Genomic DNA, 16,929 nt, shown 5'->3' with positions numbered 1-16,929 from the left:
ATGCTCCTTACCTTGTTATTTATTTGACCGGTTCCGAATAATTATAAAGCTCTATTTTGGGGCTCCACTTATACCACTTGGGTTCCGCCCGTGGGTAGAGTGGAAAGTGGCTACCGGATTCCACTTCGAACCCCATAAATGGCGGCTCGGGCGTGGCGAAAGCAATGCCCCCTTTAATTAGAGCCTGAGCAGACTCGGTATTAACATTAAGACCACTTTTCAGCCCAAAATTCACATCCACACCACTGGCGTTCCAAAAAACCGTATGCTCACGCACCAACGGGCGATACTCTGGCTCGATGTGCACAAAGATATATACCCGGTCCGCCCACTCTCCCAGCTCAAAGCCAGTAACCTCCCCCACTTGCACCTGCCGATAATAAACGGGGCTGCCGGCCACCAGAGAACCGCGCCTGGCTGCATCGAGTATTACCGTCAGGCCGGGTCGACTCATAGTTTCGGCAAGATCCTCCTTCGGGGCCTGAAGCTCGGCGTAGAACTCTGTCTCCGGCGGCCCGCCGCCGGGCTCCAGGGCGAGGTAACGACCGGTAATCAGTGTGTCCAGGTGCGCGACTTTACTGATACCAATTTGCGGGGACACCACCCAGATACGGGTGCCGGCACGAGCAAAATTGCCACCGCGATGGTAGAGCTTTGCTCGTGCCTGAACTTCACCAAGATCCCTGCCGAGGCGCAAGCGGGTTATTTCGCCAATTTGCACACCTTTGTAACGCAGCGGAGCCCCTTCCTTAAGCCCCTCAGCGCTGGGTAAATTAATACTGATTTCAATGCCCTCTTCCATCGCCGCTTCGCGACTGCGATACAGAGGGAACTGATCGCCATTTTGCGCAGGTCCACCCTTTTCGTACTCCCCACCCCGGATGCCAAAAGCAACACCACCACGCAACAAAGACATCAACGAATCCGCCTGTATTTTGATACCACTGCTCAGGCTCGCACTAGCGCGCAATCCACTGATATTCCAAAATCGGGCACCTGGCCTAACCAGGTGTGCATAGCGCGGTTCAATCACCACATACACTTCTACGCCTTCGCCATCTCTGCGCAATTCCATCCCCTGTACCTTGCCCACTTCGATACGGCGAAAATATACGGGGGCACCGCGCTGCAGTGAGCCCGGGTTGCGGGAGGTGAGGCGTAAATGCAGTCCAGGGACCCTAGGGTCCATTTGTGGTGCCGAAGCCCGCGCGGAAAAAGTGCGCTGAGAACGCTTCCCCCGACGCAGATCTACCTCGATACGGTTACCCTGAATTAATTCATTCAAGCCGCCGCTAAAATCAAAAGTGGGCGGCGCCAACCAGAAGCGAGTATTTTCACTGAGCAGGTCATCGGTCGCCGGGTCCATCAGGACACGTACTTCCATTCCATTCATACTCTTGTTGGCTTTAGCGCGACTGACTTCACCCACTTTGATGCCCTGGTAATACACCTTGGTACTACCGGGTGTCACATCGACACCTCGGTCAAAATTTAAAGTGACGGCAATACCCGCATCTGCGGCAGCGAAGTTTTTATATAACTTAAATTCTGTGCCATTGACCGCCAATGGCGACTGGCGCTGGGATTCCGGCGTGTAAAAACTGACACCACCGGCAAAAAGAGCGGCGAGAGATTCCAGGTTGATACTAATACCGCTGATCCCTCCTTCAATCGAAATCCCGGAGCTGTTCCAAAAGCGACTGCCACGATGCACCAAATAGCCGTACTCGCGCCGGATAAATAATTCGATACTGACTTCTCTACCATTTTCGTCGAGACTGTAATCGGCCACCTGCCCCACACGTAACTGACGGTAGTACACCGGTGAGCCCCGGCTGAGGGAGCCGAGCCGGCGGGATTTCAGTACCACGCGTAAACCGTCGCCGCGTATAAATGCCGGTGGACGATCCAGAGCGACAAACTCCCGCTTACGCTTGCCACTGCCGGACTCCACCGCAATGTAATTACCCGATAGCAAAGTCTCCAATCCGCTGATACCAGTAATGGAGAGCTCCGGCTTCACCACCCAAAACTCGGTGCCTTCAACCAACAGGTACTCGGCACTGCGGTTAAGACTGACTTCAGCCAAAACACCGTCGGCACCATTTAATTCTTTGGCATTGGGTACCAGGCGCACATCCTGCACTATGCCGATATCCACACCGGAATATTTCACCACCGTTTTGCCTTTCACCAGACCATCGCCGGAGTGAAATAGGATGCTCGCGTGCACATCCCCCTCAGCCATATCCTGGTAAAGTAACCAGGCGGCAATCAAACCCGCTACCAGTGGCAATATCCACACAAGCGGCAGGCCGCGACTCCTGCGCACTTGTCCCCGCTGAGGGCCTTCATAGGCGCTGGGTTCTATGGTGTCATTATCCACTGGCGTATTGTCAGCCATTCTCCGCCGCACTCCTGTGAGCCGTTTCCGGCTCTACCGCGGTTGCATACAGGTCGCCATCATGGGCATCCCATATTAGGCGCGGATCGAAAGAACGCGCCGCCATCATGGTGACCACCACCACCGAGGCAAAAGCGGTACTACCCGGCCCTGCTTCCACTCGGGCGATAAATCCCATGTCCACCAGCGCCGCCAGAATAGAAATCATAAACAGGTCCAGCAGCGACCAACGCCCGATTCCGGAAACCACTCGATATATTTTCATCGCTTGAGAGGGCACAAAATGCAATCGCAATTGGATCTGTACCAAGAGCAGTACCAATCCCAATAGTTTCATTACCGGCACGGCGATACTGGCCACAAAGACAATGAGAGCGATGCCCCACATACCGCTGTTATACAGTTGCATTACACCGCTGATAATTGTGCTGGGTTCACCGGCGCCAAGGTAAACAACACTCATAATCGGCAGGATATTTGCTGGAAGTAACAACAAGGCACCGGTGATTGTCAGTGCCCAGGTAAGCATCAAACTGCCATCAATGCGTCCATGAACACTCGCACCACAACGAGGGCAGCGGCAACGCCCTCCCCGGGCCGGTAAAATAATCAGCTGGTGACAGCTCAAACAGCTGCTCATTCCATTTTGGAGGGCTTTCTGCGGGGCACTCATGTGGCCGCCTCACGCAGGACACGCCGCAGCGCAATTCGCTGCCAAATGGCATTTTGGTCGAAACTAAGAGAGGAGAGGTTTGCCACTAACATCATGGCACCAAAGCAGTAGAGCCCCGGCTCCACATCCATTTTGCCCAGGTCTCTCAATTTAATTAATGCCACCAGAATACCCAGCATATAGACATCCAGCATGCCCCACTCTTTGATGTGTTGATACCAGCGTACGGCAAAGGCAACCGCTCGATCCAAAAGCCTCCAGGCACTGCCACAGCAAATAAATAACAACAACAGAAATTTGCCCAGGGGCGCCAGCACGCTGCAAAACAAAACCAGAGACGCCAGCCAGATAAATCCTGCTTTGTAGAGGGAGTGAACCCCGTTCAATAGGGTATTATCGGCACCAAAAGAGAAAATTGAGAATTTGAGTAATGGCAGGCTGGCAGAGGGAATAAATAACAACAGCCCGGTGAGACTCAGGGCAATAGTGTAATAGACACTGTGATTGCTATTGCGGTGCAGTGTGCAGCGACACCGGGGACAAACCAGCTTTTGACCGGGCGGTGCCAGACTGCCGGTCAATAACAGGTCGCACTCGTGGCAGGCACGCTGCCAGGGTATTGGCTCTTTGATGCGCAGCTGATCCATGTGCCAGAGGTCCTTGCCTTATTCTGCACAATTTTTGCCGCATCCAAATACTTCCATGGCGCGTCTATTGCAATGTAGGGGCATTGCCCTATTCAATGCTGCCCTGATACTGCCAGGCAGATACCGGTAAACGCACATTCGCGTCGGTTTAACGAAGATATACCAAAAAGCCGAAAGCGTCGCCTCGACGCTTAGACTGGCCGCGGGTACACTCTCGCGACTGCTAATTGGGGAGACTGGCAGCAACATCGGACCATGCGAGCCAAGGGAACCCACCGAGAACCAAAACTCGAGTGCCGCTCCAGAGAACTGACAGAAGCTTGAAGACCGCACCCGCCACAGGAAGTTGAAACAGATGAAAAGAAGTAACCGCAAAGTGCCGAAAGGCCGCCAGTTGCGTCCACTGAAGAAACTAATCGCCGCCACCCTGCTGGGCTTCGGCGCCATGCAGGCCCAGGCCGACACCCTGTGGGATATTTATATGCAGGCGCTGGATAACGATCCCCAGCTGGCTGCAGACCGCGCCGCCTACCATGCTGGAATAGAGGCAAAAAACCAGCTGCGTGCACCTTTGTTACCGCAGGTGAACGCTCAAATCCAGGCGGCGAGAAATCACGAGTATTATCAATCAGGTCAAGCAGAACCCGTTAATGACGATGTAGATGACGTTGAGAATGTTGAACTCATTGATTTTCTTCAAAAAGACACAGGCACCTTTGACGATAGGATTTACAATGCCACCCTGAGCCAAGCGATATTTGATGCCCCCGCTTGGTTTGGCTATCAGCAAGGTAAGAAACTAACTGAACGGGCCACAGCAGAGTACAGCGCCAACCAGCAGGATATGATGATCCGCGTAGCGACTGCCTACTTCGATGTATTACGCGCCTATGATGTGCTGGAAGCGGCCGTCTCTGAGGAAAAGGCTCTGGCCAAGCAGCTGGAACAGACCCAGCAGCGCTTCGAGGTGGGGCTGACGGCAATCACCGACGTTTATGATTCCCAAGCGGCTTTCGATAGCTCGGTTGCCCGCCGCTTAACGGAACAGGATAACTTACTCTCTTCCTTTGACGCCCTCTCTGTATTAACTGGCGGCTATCACGATGAGGTTGCTCCGTTAATAGAGAGTTTCCAGGTGGCGCCGCCGGTCCCGGCGGATCGTGCCGACTGGGTCGACTTTGCCCTGGCCAATAATTTCGACCTCAAAGCTGCGCGATTGAATGCCGAGGCAGCTCGCTACAGCGCCCGCTCGGCTGCCAGTGAGCACCTGCCTACACTTACCGGTTCAGTCTCATACAATAAATTCACCTCGGAAGGTGACCAAACCAGGAGGGCAATTTTTGATGGAGAATTTCGAACCCGAAACCGAAGTACGACATTTCCTCGCGATTTAGACAACCGCGATACTACCGTAGCAATTACCTTGGATATTCCCATCTATACCGGCGGCCTGATTAGCGCCAATCGCCGCGAGGCGCGCAACTTGTCCTTCCAGGCCCAGGATCTGCGCAATCTGACCGAACGCAACACTATTCAGTCGACCCGCACCCTGCACCGTGCGGTAGTAACCGATGTCTCCCGTGTGGCGGCGCGGCAACAGGCGGTGGTCTCTGCCAAGAGTGCACTGGATGCCACCCAGGCAGGTTACGAGGTAGGCACGCGTAATATCGTCGATGTACTGCTGGCCCAGCGTACCCTGTTTCAGTCTCAGACGGACTATGCCAACGCCCTCTACGACTACATCATCAACACCCTGAATCTCAAACAGGTGGCGGGGCTATTGTCACCAAAAGATCTTCAGGAGTTGGATAGTATGCTGAATCCGGCACACAATGTGTTCCGTGTGGGCGAGTCCAGTCCTCCCGGCACTCCAGCTCCTTCTAAGTAAGCACTTTATCAGTAATACTTCTACCAGTGAGTGGACTCTGAGCCACTCACTGATCTTCCAAATCAGGCATCAGAATCTCAATTTCATCCAGCAGACGTCGCAAAGCACCACTATTTTCCTGCGCCACCACTCTGGCATTCTGCCCTGCAGCCATACGTTGGCGATCATTTTTCAACCAAAGACCCAGCTGCTCAGCTATGCTCGCTGCATCTTTGACAATCACCATGCCGCCAGCATCTTTTAGCAATTGGGCAACGGTGGAAAAGTTATGCAGGAAAGGCCCGCATACCACCGGTATCCCCCAGGCTGCCGGCTCAATCATGTTGTGCCCACCCACAGGAACCAGGCTGCCACCCACAAAGGCCATATCACTCGCTCCAAAGAAGCTCAGCAGCTCTCCCATCGTATCCCCCAGGAGTATTTGATCACAGACAGATGGCACCCGGCCTTCACTGCGCCTAACCACCTGGAAGCCCCTTTCCTGACAGAGCCTTGCAACACTTGCAAAGCGCTGTGGGTGCCGGGGAACCAACACCAGCAGTAAATTTTCACTGGTCTTTAGCAATGCCCGATAGGCATCCAGAATAATTTCATCCTCACCGGTATGGGTACTGGCAGCCAGCCACACCTTGCGCCCCTCAGGCCCACGCCACTGGTGAGCCAGGGCCTGGGCCTCACTAACCAGTCCTAAACCGATATCCAGATCGAACTTGATATTGCCACTGGCCAGCACCCGCGGTGCCGGCAAGCCCAACTTAACAAAGCGTTGAGCATCCACATCATACTGAGCGACGACCTTATCCAGATTTGCCAACATCGATTGGGTAAATCTTGGAAACTTTCCATAGCCGCGCGCAGATTTCTCGCTGAGCCGAGCGTTGGCCAGCAGCGTCGGTATATTGCGCTTTCTGCAAAAGTGCAGGAGATTCGGCCACAACTCAGTTTCCACAATGACAAGCATATTCGGACGCAAAGCCTGCAGGAATGGCGTCAGACACTCAGGTAGGTCGTAAGGCAGGTAGTAATGCAGTAAACGGCCGCCAAGAATAGGGCGCAGCGCCTCAGTCACCCGCTCAGAACCTGTGGGGGTGCTCGTCGTCACCAGCCACTGCCACTGAGGGTAGCGAGCCGCCAGCTGGGTAATCACCGGTATCGCCGCCAACGTTTCCCCCACGGACACTGAGTGCACCCAGAGTAAAGGCGCAGAACTAAGACGCTTCGGCACTTTTCCCAGGCGCTCAGCAAGGCGCAGCCGATACTCAGGCTGGCTGCGACCGCGCCACCACAGACGCAGCAAAATAAGTGGCATCGCCGCTCGAAAAATAACGTTATACAGAACTCGCATCGACAAAAGTGCTTCACGGGGAGAAAACAAATACTGGCAAGACGTACCGCCAGCTGTACTGGGTCAGGCTTCACTGCATATAATGAGTTCCCTGCCAGGAAGCCAAAACCTGGCCATCATATCATTGGCAGAACATTTTCTTCTTGGTAACTCGGAGCTGGTCACTTGAAAGTTGTGCAACTACTGCCCGCCTTAAACTCGGGCGGAGTTGAGCGGGGAACCCTGGATTTTGCCCGTGCACTGGTCCATGCCGGCCATGAATCCATTGTCATTTCCAGTGGCGGCCGTATGGTGGAGCAGCTACAGCGTGAAGGCTCACAGCATATCACCCTGCCAATCCATAAAAAGTCCCTCACCAGCCTGCTACAAGTGCGCCCTTTGCGTAATCTGCTGCAGAAATTAAATGCAGATATCTTGCACGTTCGCTCCCGGGTACCCGCCTGGCTTACTTACCTGGCCTGGAAAAAAATGCCCGTGGACAAACGTCCCCGGCTGCTGAGCACAGCGCACGGGCTCTACTCGACCAACCGCTACAGTGCGATCATGGCAAAAACCGAGCAGGTTATCGCTATCTCACAGTGCGTAAACGATTACCTGCTGGAGAACTACCCTAATGACCTACAGAGGCCCCCTCAGATTGTCTATCGCGGGGTCGATACCAAAGAGTTTCACCCCCAAATTTGTCTCCCAGCTGACTGGATGGAGCGGACTTGTCTGGAGTTTCCACAGCTCCAAGGGAAACGCTGGTTGTTATTGCCGGGACGCTTGACCCGCTGGAAAGGTCAGGAAGATTTTATTGAGCTAATTGCTAAACTCGCCCCCTTAGACCCCCATATTCATGGAGTAATCCTCGGTGGCAGCGAAGCGAATAAAGCCCATTACGAAGAAGAACTAAAAGAAAAAGTACGAAATCTGGGGATAGAGGATCGTGTCAGCTTTGTTGGGCATCGCTCTGATATTCGCTACTGGTACAAGCAGTCCAATTTGGTTTTCAATCTCTCACAACGCCCGGAGCCATTTGGCCGCACCGTTATCGAGGCCGCCGCAATAGGCACACCGATTATTGGTTATGATATCGGCGGCCCGGCGGAATCCCTGCAGGCCTGCTTCCCACAGGGTCTGGTCAATAAAGGGGACAGGCAAATGCTCCTCAAGAAGACCCTGGAGATACTAGACACTCCTCAACAAAGACCCCAGCTCACAGAAGCCTTTACCTTAGAGCGACAAGCCGCCCACACCATGGAAATCTATCGCACTATGCTTAACAACAATAAGAGAAATATGGCGCCATGATAGATTTGAACAATCGTGAACCCTTCGCCAGTGGAGGCAATCGCTTTTGCTATCAGCATCCCCAGGAGCCTCACTTGTGCGTCAAAGTGATGCGCCCTGGACGCACTCAAATACTATTGGATAGGGCCCCCTGGTATAAGCGTGGACGCGGCCTGGATAGCTTTGACGATAACTTGCGTGAGCAGGAGGGCTATAGCCAAAGTGCCCTTCAACGGGATAGCGCCGGACTGTGGCAGCACCTACCCCGCTGGTATGGAATCCAGCAAACCAGTCTCGGCCCCGCCGCAGTGACCGATATGATCTTAGATGAGAGCGGAACTCCGGCACCTACCCTACGCCAATATTTAAACAAACACGGCCTGGATGAAGAGGTGCGTATAGCACTACAAGAGTTTGCCAGCTGGCTCTTGGAATACGGCGTACTGACCAAAAACCTGATCGCGCACAACCTAGTCTTACGCCGAGAAAACGGGCGTTTGCAGATTTACCTTATCGATGGCTTGGGCTGCGCCTCGTTCCTGCCACTACCGAAATTTTCCAGTTTCTTTGCCAGGCGTTATATCCACCGCCGTATCCAACGTATGTGGTTGCGCGTGGAGTGGGAAGTCTCCGATAAGAAGATACCCTGGCGAAAGTTTGAAGCCCGCGGCCTGAAAGGCTAATTGGCCAATAGTCCACAGCGGCGCAATAGTGCCCTGGCACATAAAAGGTACTGATCCAGAGGCTGGCGAGGCGGCTGCGCTAACACTTCTTCCAAGTGTTCACTGACGACCCCCTGATCGATCAACCTCTGTACCGCAGCTCGGACCTTATTGGACTTATCCCGGCCGGGAACCCGAATTACCCCCACCCTCGCGCGGCTCTGTAAGGACTCAAACAGCATGGAAACACTATCTTCGCTCACCCAAATCTGCTCAGTCGTGGCCATCTGCTCCTGAATCCAACCGGGAGGACATGAGCGCCAATCGATAAAGCAGGCATTGCCCTCGGACAAGGCTTCCAATGTACCACCTGGCGTTCGGCGGCTATTGGAAATCTGCCAATCAAGGGGTTGTCTTATCAATGGCTCTATCTGTGCCCGGATAGCCTGAAGATCCCAGGAGTAGTGTTTACTCGGTCCACCGAGCAAAATTAATCCCTTCCCAGCCTGAGGACCAATATCGGGTAGAGGCTCCGTTAGGGCACCCTGGCTTAGGATAATGTTCTCCAGAGGTGGTGGCCGATCGTGCTCCGGCACAATCGCAAAATCAAACCAGCCAAAAGGTAGCTGCGGACGATTTATCGACACTGCGCGACCACCGTAACGGCGGCGCGCGGCCAACATCGGCATACGGCTCTTGCGGCCGGTTCCAATTAGGAAATCCGGTTTAGGCAGCTGATCGAGTTGTTGTGCCCATCCCAGGAATATGCGCGAAGCGCTCAACTCTGCAGGGATATCAAAATTCTGTACCTGCCCAGCAAAACTTTTACCCAGGCCACAAACCAGTGCCGCACTCTGTTTCTCATGCGCCCGGTTACCATCGAGAAAACGCCATATCTTCAGCTGCAAAGCCAATGAACCCCTACCTATAAAAGGCCGCAAGCATAGCTTATTGCCCACTTGTCGGCGAATATGAGGGCACGGGATATGCCGATTGTGCCCCAAGGCCTAGGGGCAAATATCTGGTACACTAGCGCGCATATTTTTGGGCGGCACAGCCCCTCCAGTGACAGGAAATTGGATACTCATGAATGTAACGGTATTTGGCAGCGGTTACGTCGGCTTGGTTCAGGCCGCAGTTTTGGCTGAAGTTGGCCATAATATTTTGTGCATTGATATCGATGAGAAGAAAGTCGAGGATCTGAAAAAAGGGATCATTCCCATCTATGAACCCGGTCTATCCCCGCTGATTGAGCGCAACTTAAAAAATAGAACGCTGAATTTCAGCACTGATGCGTCACAGGGCGTTGAGCACGGGGAAGTCATCTTTATCGCCGTTGGAACCCCTCCTGACGAGGACGGCTCAGCCGACCTTCGCCATGTGCTGGCAGTGGCCGAATCTATCGCCACTTATATGAGCGACACCAAGGTGATCGTCAATAAGTCTACGGTTCCCGTTGGCACTGCAGACTTAGTGGGCAAAGCCATTGCCGATCGGCTGGCTGCACGTAATGCCGAAGATATTCCCTTCGAAGTCGTATCAAACCCAGAGTTCCTTAAAGAAGGTTCTGCAGTGAGCGATTGCATGCGACCAGATCGCATCATTATTGGTACTCGCAGCACCACCGCAGAGAATGCACTGCGCCAGCTCTATGCGCCATTCAACCGAAACCATGAAAAGATCATCACCATGGATGTTCGCAGTGCGGAGCTGGCCAAATACGCAGCTAACTGCATGCTGGCCACCAAAATCAGTTTTATGAATGAGATGGCACAAATCGCCGATCATGTGGGCGCAGACATCGAGCAGGTACGCCAGGGTATTGGCTCTGACCCCCGCATTGGCTACCAGTTTATCTACGCCGGTATCGGTTACGGTGGTTCATGCTTTCCCAAAGATGTGAAAGCATTGATTTCTACAGCAACTCAAATGGGGGTACTCCCGGGTATTTTGAATGCTGTGGAGGAGCGTAACCAAACCCAGAAAAGCTACCTGCTACAAAAAATTACCGAGCATTTTGGCGAGGACCTTAGAGGAAAAACCTTTGCATTATGGGGGCTTGCCTTTAAACCCAATACCGACGATATGCGCGAAGCGCCCAGCCGTATCTTGATGGAGCAGCTCTGGCAGCTCGGGGCAAAGGTTCAAGCCTTTGATCCTCAGGCAATGGAGGAGTGCCAACGGATATACGGTGTGCGCGAAGACATGCAACTCTGTGGCACTAAAGAAGTTGCGTTATCTGGGGCAGATGCCCTGATTATCGCTACCGAGTGGCAGCAATTTAAGGCCATTGATGCTAAGACTGTTACCAATGCGTTAAATAGTCCGGTTATTTTTGATGGCCGTAACCTCTATGAACCCCAGCACATGGCCGAGAGTGGCATGGACTATTATTGTGTGGGACGCCCGAAAGTATAAGTGCCCTACAAGAAGACATTGAGGGGCTTAGCCCCTCAGGTTCTCTCTTAGAGGTTCCGGCCAGGTTCAGACCTAAATTCACTCCTGCAGCGAAAAATATGGGTTGCAATACCAGCAACCACTATGCCAAAAATAAAATGGCCACTGGAGTAAAAAAGATAGGATTCAAAGCAATTCGCAATCAGCCAGAGAATCATAAAACCGATATAAAATAAGAAGAAGTCGCCAGGTAAAACACCCCTGCGCCAGCTTTTATAAGCCAATATGAATACCCAGCAATTGAGGACTCCCCATACCAACGCGCCCAGAACTCCATAGTTCACCAGTAAATCAAGATAACTATTGTGTAGATGCCCAATAGTATTTTTGAACTCCGATGGCATACCTTGCAGATTTTGAATAACGAGACGTCGACCTTTACCGCCCCAGCCAAGCAATGGGCGCTCAGCTATCCAATTCATCGCAGAGTGCCAGCTATGGATCCTGACACCGATACTAGAATAAGGTATCGACTCAAGATTTCCTGAAAGTAAAGCATCAATGGTGTTCCTCTCAAGCCCGAGGCGCTTGCTCACCACATCCCCAACTTTCACCCAAAGGGCGATCATGACCACACCGATAACCGTCCCCCAAGCTATTAGGCGCAACCAAACTCCCTTACCCTGCTTGCGAAGAACTATAACCACACAAACGATTAAGAGAGTGAATAGAGATACCGCTAAAGCAAACCAAATCGCACGAGTCTGTGAATAAAGCACAGCCAGAGCACATATACCAACAGCAACGGCCCAGGCTAAGCTCGATATGGATAACAGTCCTGAATATCTAAATAAGCGACGAGAGAAAACGGCTAGGCCCAACAGTGCAACACCAAAAAGAATGGCGGTATGCTGGGCATTATGGAAACCAAATTCGACTCGCTGTCCCCTAGCCCCATCTAACCACTCAGCAAATCCCCCTCCCGCTACCCAGGGAGCCAAAAGGAGAGCTAGTAGTGCCGTCAACCAGAGAATTAAAGTATTGCGAGTACTGCCGCCCAACCAGCAGGCTATGGCAGCGAATACAAACCACTGCCCCAGGCGGTGAAATTTCGGGGAAGACTCAGCCCATTCTGGGTATGCCATCAACATACCAGTCCAGGACAACATCTGAACTAATAAAGCAGCAGCGAAGAACCATCCGACTGGTGAGTTGAGCCAGTTTCTTCCGCGGGTAAAAAGTACCCAAAAAGTAAGAATAATAAATAGAGTTTTAGCGGTATCTGCAAAATCGCTCCCCAAAGGAAATAGTGCTGCATATAAAAGCAGCAGAGCACCTCCTAGCATTTGCAAGTTTGTAGATATATCGATCAGCTCATTGCGCTGCCAAAATTGAGCAAAAATGCCTTTCCAATCCTTCGCAAAGTTTTTAATTGGTAACACCAATAACTCCCACAGTCCTTAATGACTTATTAACCAGCACTCTATTAAACAAGGGCAAAGATTGAATTCGCTATGCAACGCTTTCGATTCACACCAAGTCTGTAATGGGCAGACACCCATTGAGTACAAAGGGATAATTTACTTGAACATTCTACGAGAACAACAAGCAGGGTACTACTTTCCCCTGGAGAGTGATCAGGGAGGGCACTCTAAAGTGCCCTCCACCTGAAGTTGGGAGGATCTGGACTTAGCCCAAATCTGGTGGGCTAGGCGACAGCAATATGGCTTGTGTCATGAAGGCCGGTGTCATCTACATCACTCAGCCAACCCCGGTGCGCAGTACTGCGACCATGCACTACATCAAAATAAAGTCCCTGCAAACGACCGGTGATTGGGCCGCGGCGACCACTGCCGATGGAGCGGCCATCGAGCATACTGATAGGCAGCACCTCTGCGGCGGTACCCGTAAAAAAGGCCTCATCGGCGATATAAACCTCATCGCGTGTAATACGCTTCTCCACCAACCGGTAACCGCACTCCCTAGCCAACTCAATCACCGTATCCCGGGTAATGCCATCCAAGCAGGAGGTCAGCTCCGGGGTATAAATAATCCCATCCCTGACGATGAAAAAGTTTTCCCCACTGCCCTCGGCCACATAGCCCTCTGGATCGAGCAATAACGCCTCTTCGCAACCGTTGCGAATCGCCTCCTGCAGGGCCAGCATTGAGTTGATGTAATTACCGTTGGCCTTCGCCTTGCACATGCTGATGTTGACGTGGTGACGAGTATAAGAGGACGTATTGACCTTGATGCCACGCTCCAATGCCTCTGGGCTCATATAGCTGGGCCACTCCCAGGAGGCGACGATTACGTGGGTACTAAGGCCCTCTGCACGCAACCCCATCCCCTCAGAGCCGTAAAATACCATTGGGCGCAAATAGGCGTGCTGGAGATTATTTTCCCTGACTACAAGACGCTGAGCCTCATTCAGCTCATCCGCTTCATAGGGCATAGGGATATTCATGATCTTCGCGGAGCGAAATAAACGACGGGTATGATCCTGCAGGCGAAAGATACTGGCTCCGCGATCGGTCTCATAAGCGCGCACCCCCTCAAAAACACCCATGCCGTAGTGCAGGGTATGGGTTAGGACGTGCACGCGCGCATCGCGCCAGGGAACCAACTCACCGTCAAACCAGATAACGCCATCACGGTCGGCAAAAGACATAGGGCAACTCCCACTAATCCTGAAAAACAGTTTAATCGGGCAGCAGGACCAAGCCGGTTTTAACCGAGTAATTGCTGCCAGTTTGTTAGAACGGTCTTTCTTTCCGCTGTGAAACGGTCATCGCTCACTGTCCCTGGCAGTTGTTGTAGTGCCAGGCGATGACCTTCAGATCGGTAGGCTTTGTAGGCGTCGATCAGATGCTCGACCTGTTTGGCCGGCATCAGGCCCGCGTCATTCAGACTTTCGAGAATGCGAATGTTATCGGTATATCGCACGATCGAGGGCGCAGTTTGCGCCCAGGCCAGAGCAGCATATTGAACCAAAAATTCAATATCGACAATACCGCCCGGGCCGTGCTTGAGGTCGAAATTTTGATCATTGCTTTTATCCAGGTGAGAGCGCATTTTATCGCGCATCCCAACCACTTCCTCGCGCAATTTCCCCTCATTTCTTTGCTCGCAAAGCAATTTCAGGCGCAGGGCCTCAAAGTCCTTGCAGAGCTGTTCGCTACCCGCAACCGGGCGGGCGCGCACCAACGCTTGATGCTCCCAGGTCCAGGCGCTCTCGCGCTGGTATTTTTCAAAGGCTTTCATTGAGGTGACCAACAGGCCCGAATTGCCCGAAGGGCGCAAACGGGTATCCACCTCATACAGCGGTCCGCTCAGGGTACGGGTTTGCAGGATATGAATCAGGCGCTGCGCAAGGCGGGTATAGAAGCGCAAATTGTCGATACTGGTTGCGCCGTCGGTAGCAAGCTGGGGGTCCGCATCGTGCACAAAAACAATATCCAAATCGGAGCCGTGGGATAATTCCAGCCCCCCAAGCTTACCGTAGGCGACAATGGCAAAGTGCATATCTTCAGCTGTGGCGCCGGCCGGCTGTCCATATTTATCCACCATTTGCGCCCAGGCTAGGCTGAGTGACTGCTGCAATATGCCTTCCGCCAGCCAGGTGAGAGAGTCGCTTACCTTCATCAGTGGTAATGCCCCGCTGACCTCTTGAGCGGCAATACGCAGACTCTGGCTCTGCTTAAAATAGCGCAGTGTTTCCATCTGCAGCTCCAGATCTGCTGGATCGACACGCAGCAGTTCGCGGCGAAGCTCATCGGCAATATCTTCAGCCGTGGCCGGTGCCAGCAGGCGGCGAGAATCCAGTAGTTCATCCAACAGGATGGGGTGACGCGCCAGCTGCTCGGCGATTCGTGGGCTGGCACTGCACAGTTGTACCAGCTGGCTGAGTACCGGGGGGTTCTCATTGATGAGCACCAGGTAAGCACTGCGGCGCAACACTGAGCGCACCAGAGGGAGTACCCGACCGAGCACCAACAGCGGCCTTTCCTGCAAACTGGCTGCGGCCAGCAACAAGGGCATAAAGTGATCCAGGCGCTCACGCGAAGATGCAGGCAGTGCCACTACCATTGGAGAGTGATTGAGATCCCGCAGCACCTCCAGAGCCTCCGGCGCCGGGCTAAAACCTGCATTCTCCAGAGTCTGCAGATTGATCTCTTCACTACTCTCATCGCCACAGCTACTCCACAATCCCTGCCACTCTTCCGCCACATGAGGCTCGGCAATCTCCTCCGGCGGTGCAATAACCGTGTCGAACTCTCGCTCCACCACATTGCGAACGCCAGCCAACTCCCTGGACAACTGATCCCAGTTGTCGCGGCCAAGGGCGAATGCGAGCCGCTCGCGTTCTGCTGGGTCCTGCGGCAGCGCTTGGGTCTGCTGGTCCTTATAAGCCTGCAAGGCGTGCTCCACCCGACGCAGCAGCAGGTAGCAGTTGCCCAACTCATCGGCGACACCAGGTTCCACATGGCCGTCAGCTTCCAGCAAAGGCAGGATTGTTAACAAATTGCGCTCTCGCAACGCCGGCACACGTCCACCGCGGATCAACTGGAAAGCCTGCACGATAAACTCCAGTTCGCGAATACCTCCGCGCCCCAGCTTGATATTGTCAATCAACCCACGGGCGCGTACCTGTCGCTGTATCAGCGCTTTCATCTCGCGCAAGGCATCAATAGCACTGAAATCAATATAGCGACGATAAGTGAATGGCCGCAACAGCTCCATTAACTCGGCGGCAACGCTTTGATCGCCGGCCACCGTACGCGCCTTGACCATGGCGTAACGCTCCCACTCGCGCCCCTGGGTCTGATAATAATCTTCCAGAGCGGCAAAATGGCTCACCAATGGACCGCTGTCACCGTAAGGGCGCAAGCGCATATCCACGCGAAACACGAAGCCCTCCGCCGTGATGGCATCCAGGGATTTAATCAGACGCTGGCCCAAGCGCTGGAAAAACTTCTGGTTTTCCACACATTGATCGCCATCGGTATGCCCAGGGTCGGGATAGGCGAAGATCAGATCGATATCCGAGGAGAGATTTAGCTCGCGCGCGCCCAGCTTACCCATACCCAGCACCACCAAAGACTGCGCCCTCCCACTTTTATCCCGGGGCTCACCATAACGCTGTGCCAACTGGCGGTGGTGCCACTGCAAAGCCGTGCTAATAGCGAGCTCTGCCAGCTCGCTGAGACGCAGACAGGCTTTGGGAATATCCCACTGACCGGCAAAATCGCGGAAAATAACCTCGGCGGTCGCTCGGTTGCGCAGCTGCCGCAGGGCCAGATCTAAAGTTTCATCGCTATCAAAGCAAGGCAATTGCAGGCCCAGATCATCCTGTTGCAGTAGTTCCAAGAGGAAATCCGGTTGGCGGCAGCACTGTCGATAAAAGAATTCAGAACCGATAAAACTACGTGCCAGTGTCAACCTAAGCGCTTTATCTTGTAGCAACGCCTCTGCCTCAGCCGCCAATGCCGGGCCCGCCGCCTCGCGCCAGTCTCGCCACTGACTCTGCAGTTGCGGGCGCAGGGGTTCGGGGCAGATGGCGCTATCAATCATGGGAAATCGATCCTTATTTCCAAATGTGGAATTCTGCAGGGGCAGCACTCCCGCCCCACAATTTTTA

The 16,929-nt window shown here is 53.4% G+C and carries 12 protein-coding genes; 4 read left to right on the top strand and 8 right to left on the bottom strand.

Annotated elements, in window-relative coordinates; all coding sequences use genetic code 11:
* Positions 1-19: 19 nt before the first annotated feature.
* The 3 genes from ACJJIC_RS05120 to ACJJIC_RS05110 are packed head-to-tail and all read right to left on the bottom strand — an operon-like array spanning position 20 to position 3,724.
* Positions 20-2,404 carry a PqiB family protein gene (locus tag ACJJIC_RS05120; protein ID WP_444882965.1) on the bottom strand — a complete coding sequence of 795 codons (2,385 nt, stop codon included), beginning with the start codon at positions 2,402-2,404 and terminating at the stop codon, positions 20-22.
* On the bottom strand, positions 2,397-3,077 hold the full coding sequence (locus ACJJIC_RS05115; RefSeq protein ID WP_445356556.1) for a paraquat-inducible protein A: 681 nt from the start codon (positions 3,075-3,077) through the stop codon (positions 2,397-2,399). Before ACJJIC_RS05115 ends, ACJJIC_RS05120 begins: the two co-directional genes overlap by 8 nt.
* Complete coding sequence (locus tag ACJJIC_RS05110; protein WP_444899656.1) at positions 3,074-3,724, bottom strand: paraquat-inducible protein A; 651 nt, start codon at positions 3,722-3,724, stop codon at positions 3,074-3,076. The genes ACJJIC_RS05115 and ACJJIC_RS05110 overlap by 4 nt, the downstream gene beginning before the upstream one ends.
* Before the next feature lie 355 nt (positions 3,725-4,079).
* Between ACJJIC_RS05110 and ACJJIC_RS05105 the strand changes: the two genes are divergently transcribed.
* The gene (locus tag ACJJIC_RS05105; protein WP_444910665.1) at positions 4,080-5,612 is read left to right on the top strand and encodes a TolC family outer membrane protein; all 1,533 of its coding nucleotides are present in this window, start codon (positions 4,080-4,082) and stop codon (positions 5,610-5,612) included.
* Between the two features lie 46 nt (positions 5,613-5,658).
* Here ACJJIC_RS05105 and waaA read toward each other — a convergent pair whose 3' ends face one another.
* Positions 5,659-6,957: a lipid IV(A) 3-deoxy-D-manno-octulosonic acid transferase gene (gene waaA / locus ACJJIC_RS05100; RefSeq protein ID WP_444910977.1), complete on the bottom strand. Its 1,299-nt coding sequence runs from the start codon at positions 6,955-6,957 to the stop codon at positions 5,659-5,661.
* 174 nt (positions 6,958-7,131) lie between these two features.
* Here waaA and ACJJIC_RS05095 point away from each other — a divergent pair, with 174 nt between their 5' ends.
* Together ACJJIC_RS05095 and ACJJIC_RS05090 are read left to right on the top strand one after the other, a co-directional pair.
* Positions 7,132-8,250, top strand: a complete 1,119-nt coding sequence (locus ACJJIC_RS05095) for a glycosyltransferase family 4 protein (RefSeq protein WP_445357879.1) — start codon at positions 7,132-7,134, stop codon at positions 8,248-8,250.
* The gene (locus tag ACJJIC_RS05090) at positions 8,247-8,912 is read left to right on the top strand and encodes a YrbL family protein (protein ID WP_252083554.1); all 666 of its coding nucleotides are present in this window, start codon (positions 8,247-8,249) and stop codon (positions 8,910-8,912) included. The genes ACJJIC_RS05095 and ACJJIC_RS05090 overlap by 4 nt, the downstream gene beginning before the upstream one ends.
* On the opposite strand, the gene ACJJIC_RS05085 is transcribed toward ACJJIC_RS05090, so the two are convergent.
* Positions 8,909-9,799 carry an ELM1/GtrOC1 family putative glycosyltransferase gene (locus ACJJIC_RS05085; protein ID WP_445356555.1) on the bottom strand — a complete coding sequence of 297 codons (891 nt, stop codon included), beginning with the start codon at positions 9,797-9,799 and terminating at the stop codon, positions 8,909-8,911. The two genes, ACJJIC_RS05090 and ACJJIC_RS05085, sit on opposite strands and share 4 nt — an antisense overlap.
* 178 nt (positions 9,800-9,977) lie before the next feature.
* Here ACJJIC_RS05085 and ACJJIC_RS05080 point away from each other — a divergent pair, with 178 nt between their 5' ends.
* Positions 9,978-11,309, top strand: a complete 1,332-nt coding sequence (locus ACJJIC_RS05080) for a UDP-glucose dehydrogenase family protein (protein ID WP_444910667.1) — start codon at positions 9,978-9,980, stop codon at positions 11,307-11,309.
* A 47-nt stretch (positions 11,310-11,356) separates the two neighbouring features.
* On the opposite strand, the gene ACJJIC_RS05075 is transcribed toward ACJJIC_RS05080, so the two are convergent.
* The 3 genes from ACJJIC_RS05075 to glnE all read right to left on the bottom strand — a co-directional run bounded on the left by ACJJIC_RS05075 (position 11,357) and on the right by glnE (position 16,862).
* Positions 11,357-12,730, bottom strand: coding sequence for an O-antigen ligase family protein (locus ACJJIC_RS05075; protein WP_445356554.1), 1,374 nt, complete (start codon positions 12,728-12,730; stop codon positions 11,357-11,359).
* 266 nt (positions 12,731-12,996) lie between these two features.
* Positions 12,997-13,959: a branched-chain amino acid transaminase gene (locus ACJJIC_RS05070; protein ID WP_444899651.1), complete on the bottom strand. Its 963-nt coding sequence runs from the start codon at positions 13,957-13,959 to the stop codon at positions 12,997-12,999.
* Positions 13,960-14,018: 59 nt separating this feature from the next.
* Positions 14,019-16,862, bottom strand: a complete 2,844-nt coding sequence (gene glnE / locus ACJJIC_RS05065; RefSeq protein WP_445356553.1) for a bifunctional [glutamate--ammonia ligase]-adenylyl-L-tyrosine phosphorylase/[glutamate--ammonia-ligase] adenylyltransferase — start codon at positions 16,860-16,862, stop codon at positions 14,019-14,021.
* Between the last annotated feature and the right edge of the window lie 67 nt (positions 16,863-16,929).

It is taken from the genome of Microbulbifer mixtoriginis (SeqCode) (assembly GCF_052468275.1).
Note: the sequence above shows the minus strand (reverse complement) of the source record. Positions and strands in the feature narration are given on the sequence as shown.

Coding starts and splice junctions, on each gene's coding strand:
- ACJJIC_RS05110 (WP_444899656.1), bottom strand. CDS start 3,724: ATGGATCAGCTGCGCATCAAAGAGCCAATACCCTGGCAGCGTGCCTGC.
- waaA (WP_444910977.1), bottom strand. CDS start 6,957: ATGCGAGTTCTGTATAACGTTATTTTTCGAGCGGCGATGCCACTTATT.
- glnE (WP_445356553.1), bottom strand. CDS start 16,862: ATGATTGATAGCGCCATCTGCCCCGAACCCCTGCGCCCGCAACTGCAG.
- ACJJIC_RS05070 (WP_444899651.1), bottom strand. CDS start 13,959: ATGTCTTTTGCCGACCGTGATGGCGTTATCTGGTTTGACGGTGAGTTG.
- ACJJIC_RS05080 (WP_444910667.1), top strand. CDS start 9,978: ATGAATGTAACGGTATTTGGCAGCGGTTACGTCGGCTTGGTTCAGGCC.
- ACJJIC_RS05115 (WP_445356556.1), bottom strand. CDS start 3,077: ATGAGTGCCCCGCAGAAAGCCCTCCAAAATGGAATGAGCAGCTGTTTG.
- ACJJIC_RS05120 (WP_444882965.1), bottom strand. CDS start 2,404: ATGGCTGACAATACGCCAGTGGATAATGACACCATAGAACCCAGCGCC.
- ACJJIC_RS05090 (WP_252083554.1), top strand. CDS start 8,247: ATGATAGATTTGAACAATCGTGAACCCTTCGCCAGTGGAGGCAATCGC.
- ACJJIC_RS05105 (WP_444910665.1), top strand. CDS start 4,080: ATGAAAAGAAGTAACCGCAAAGTGCCGAAAGGCCGCCAGTTGCGTCCA.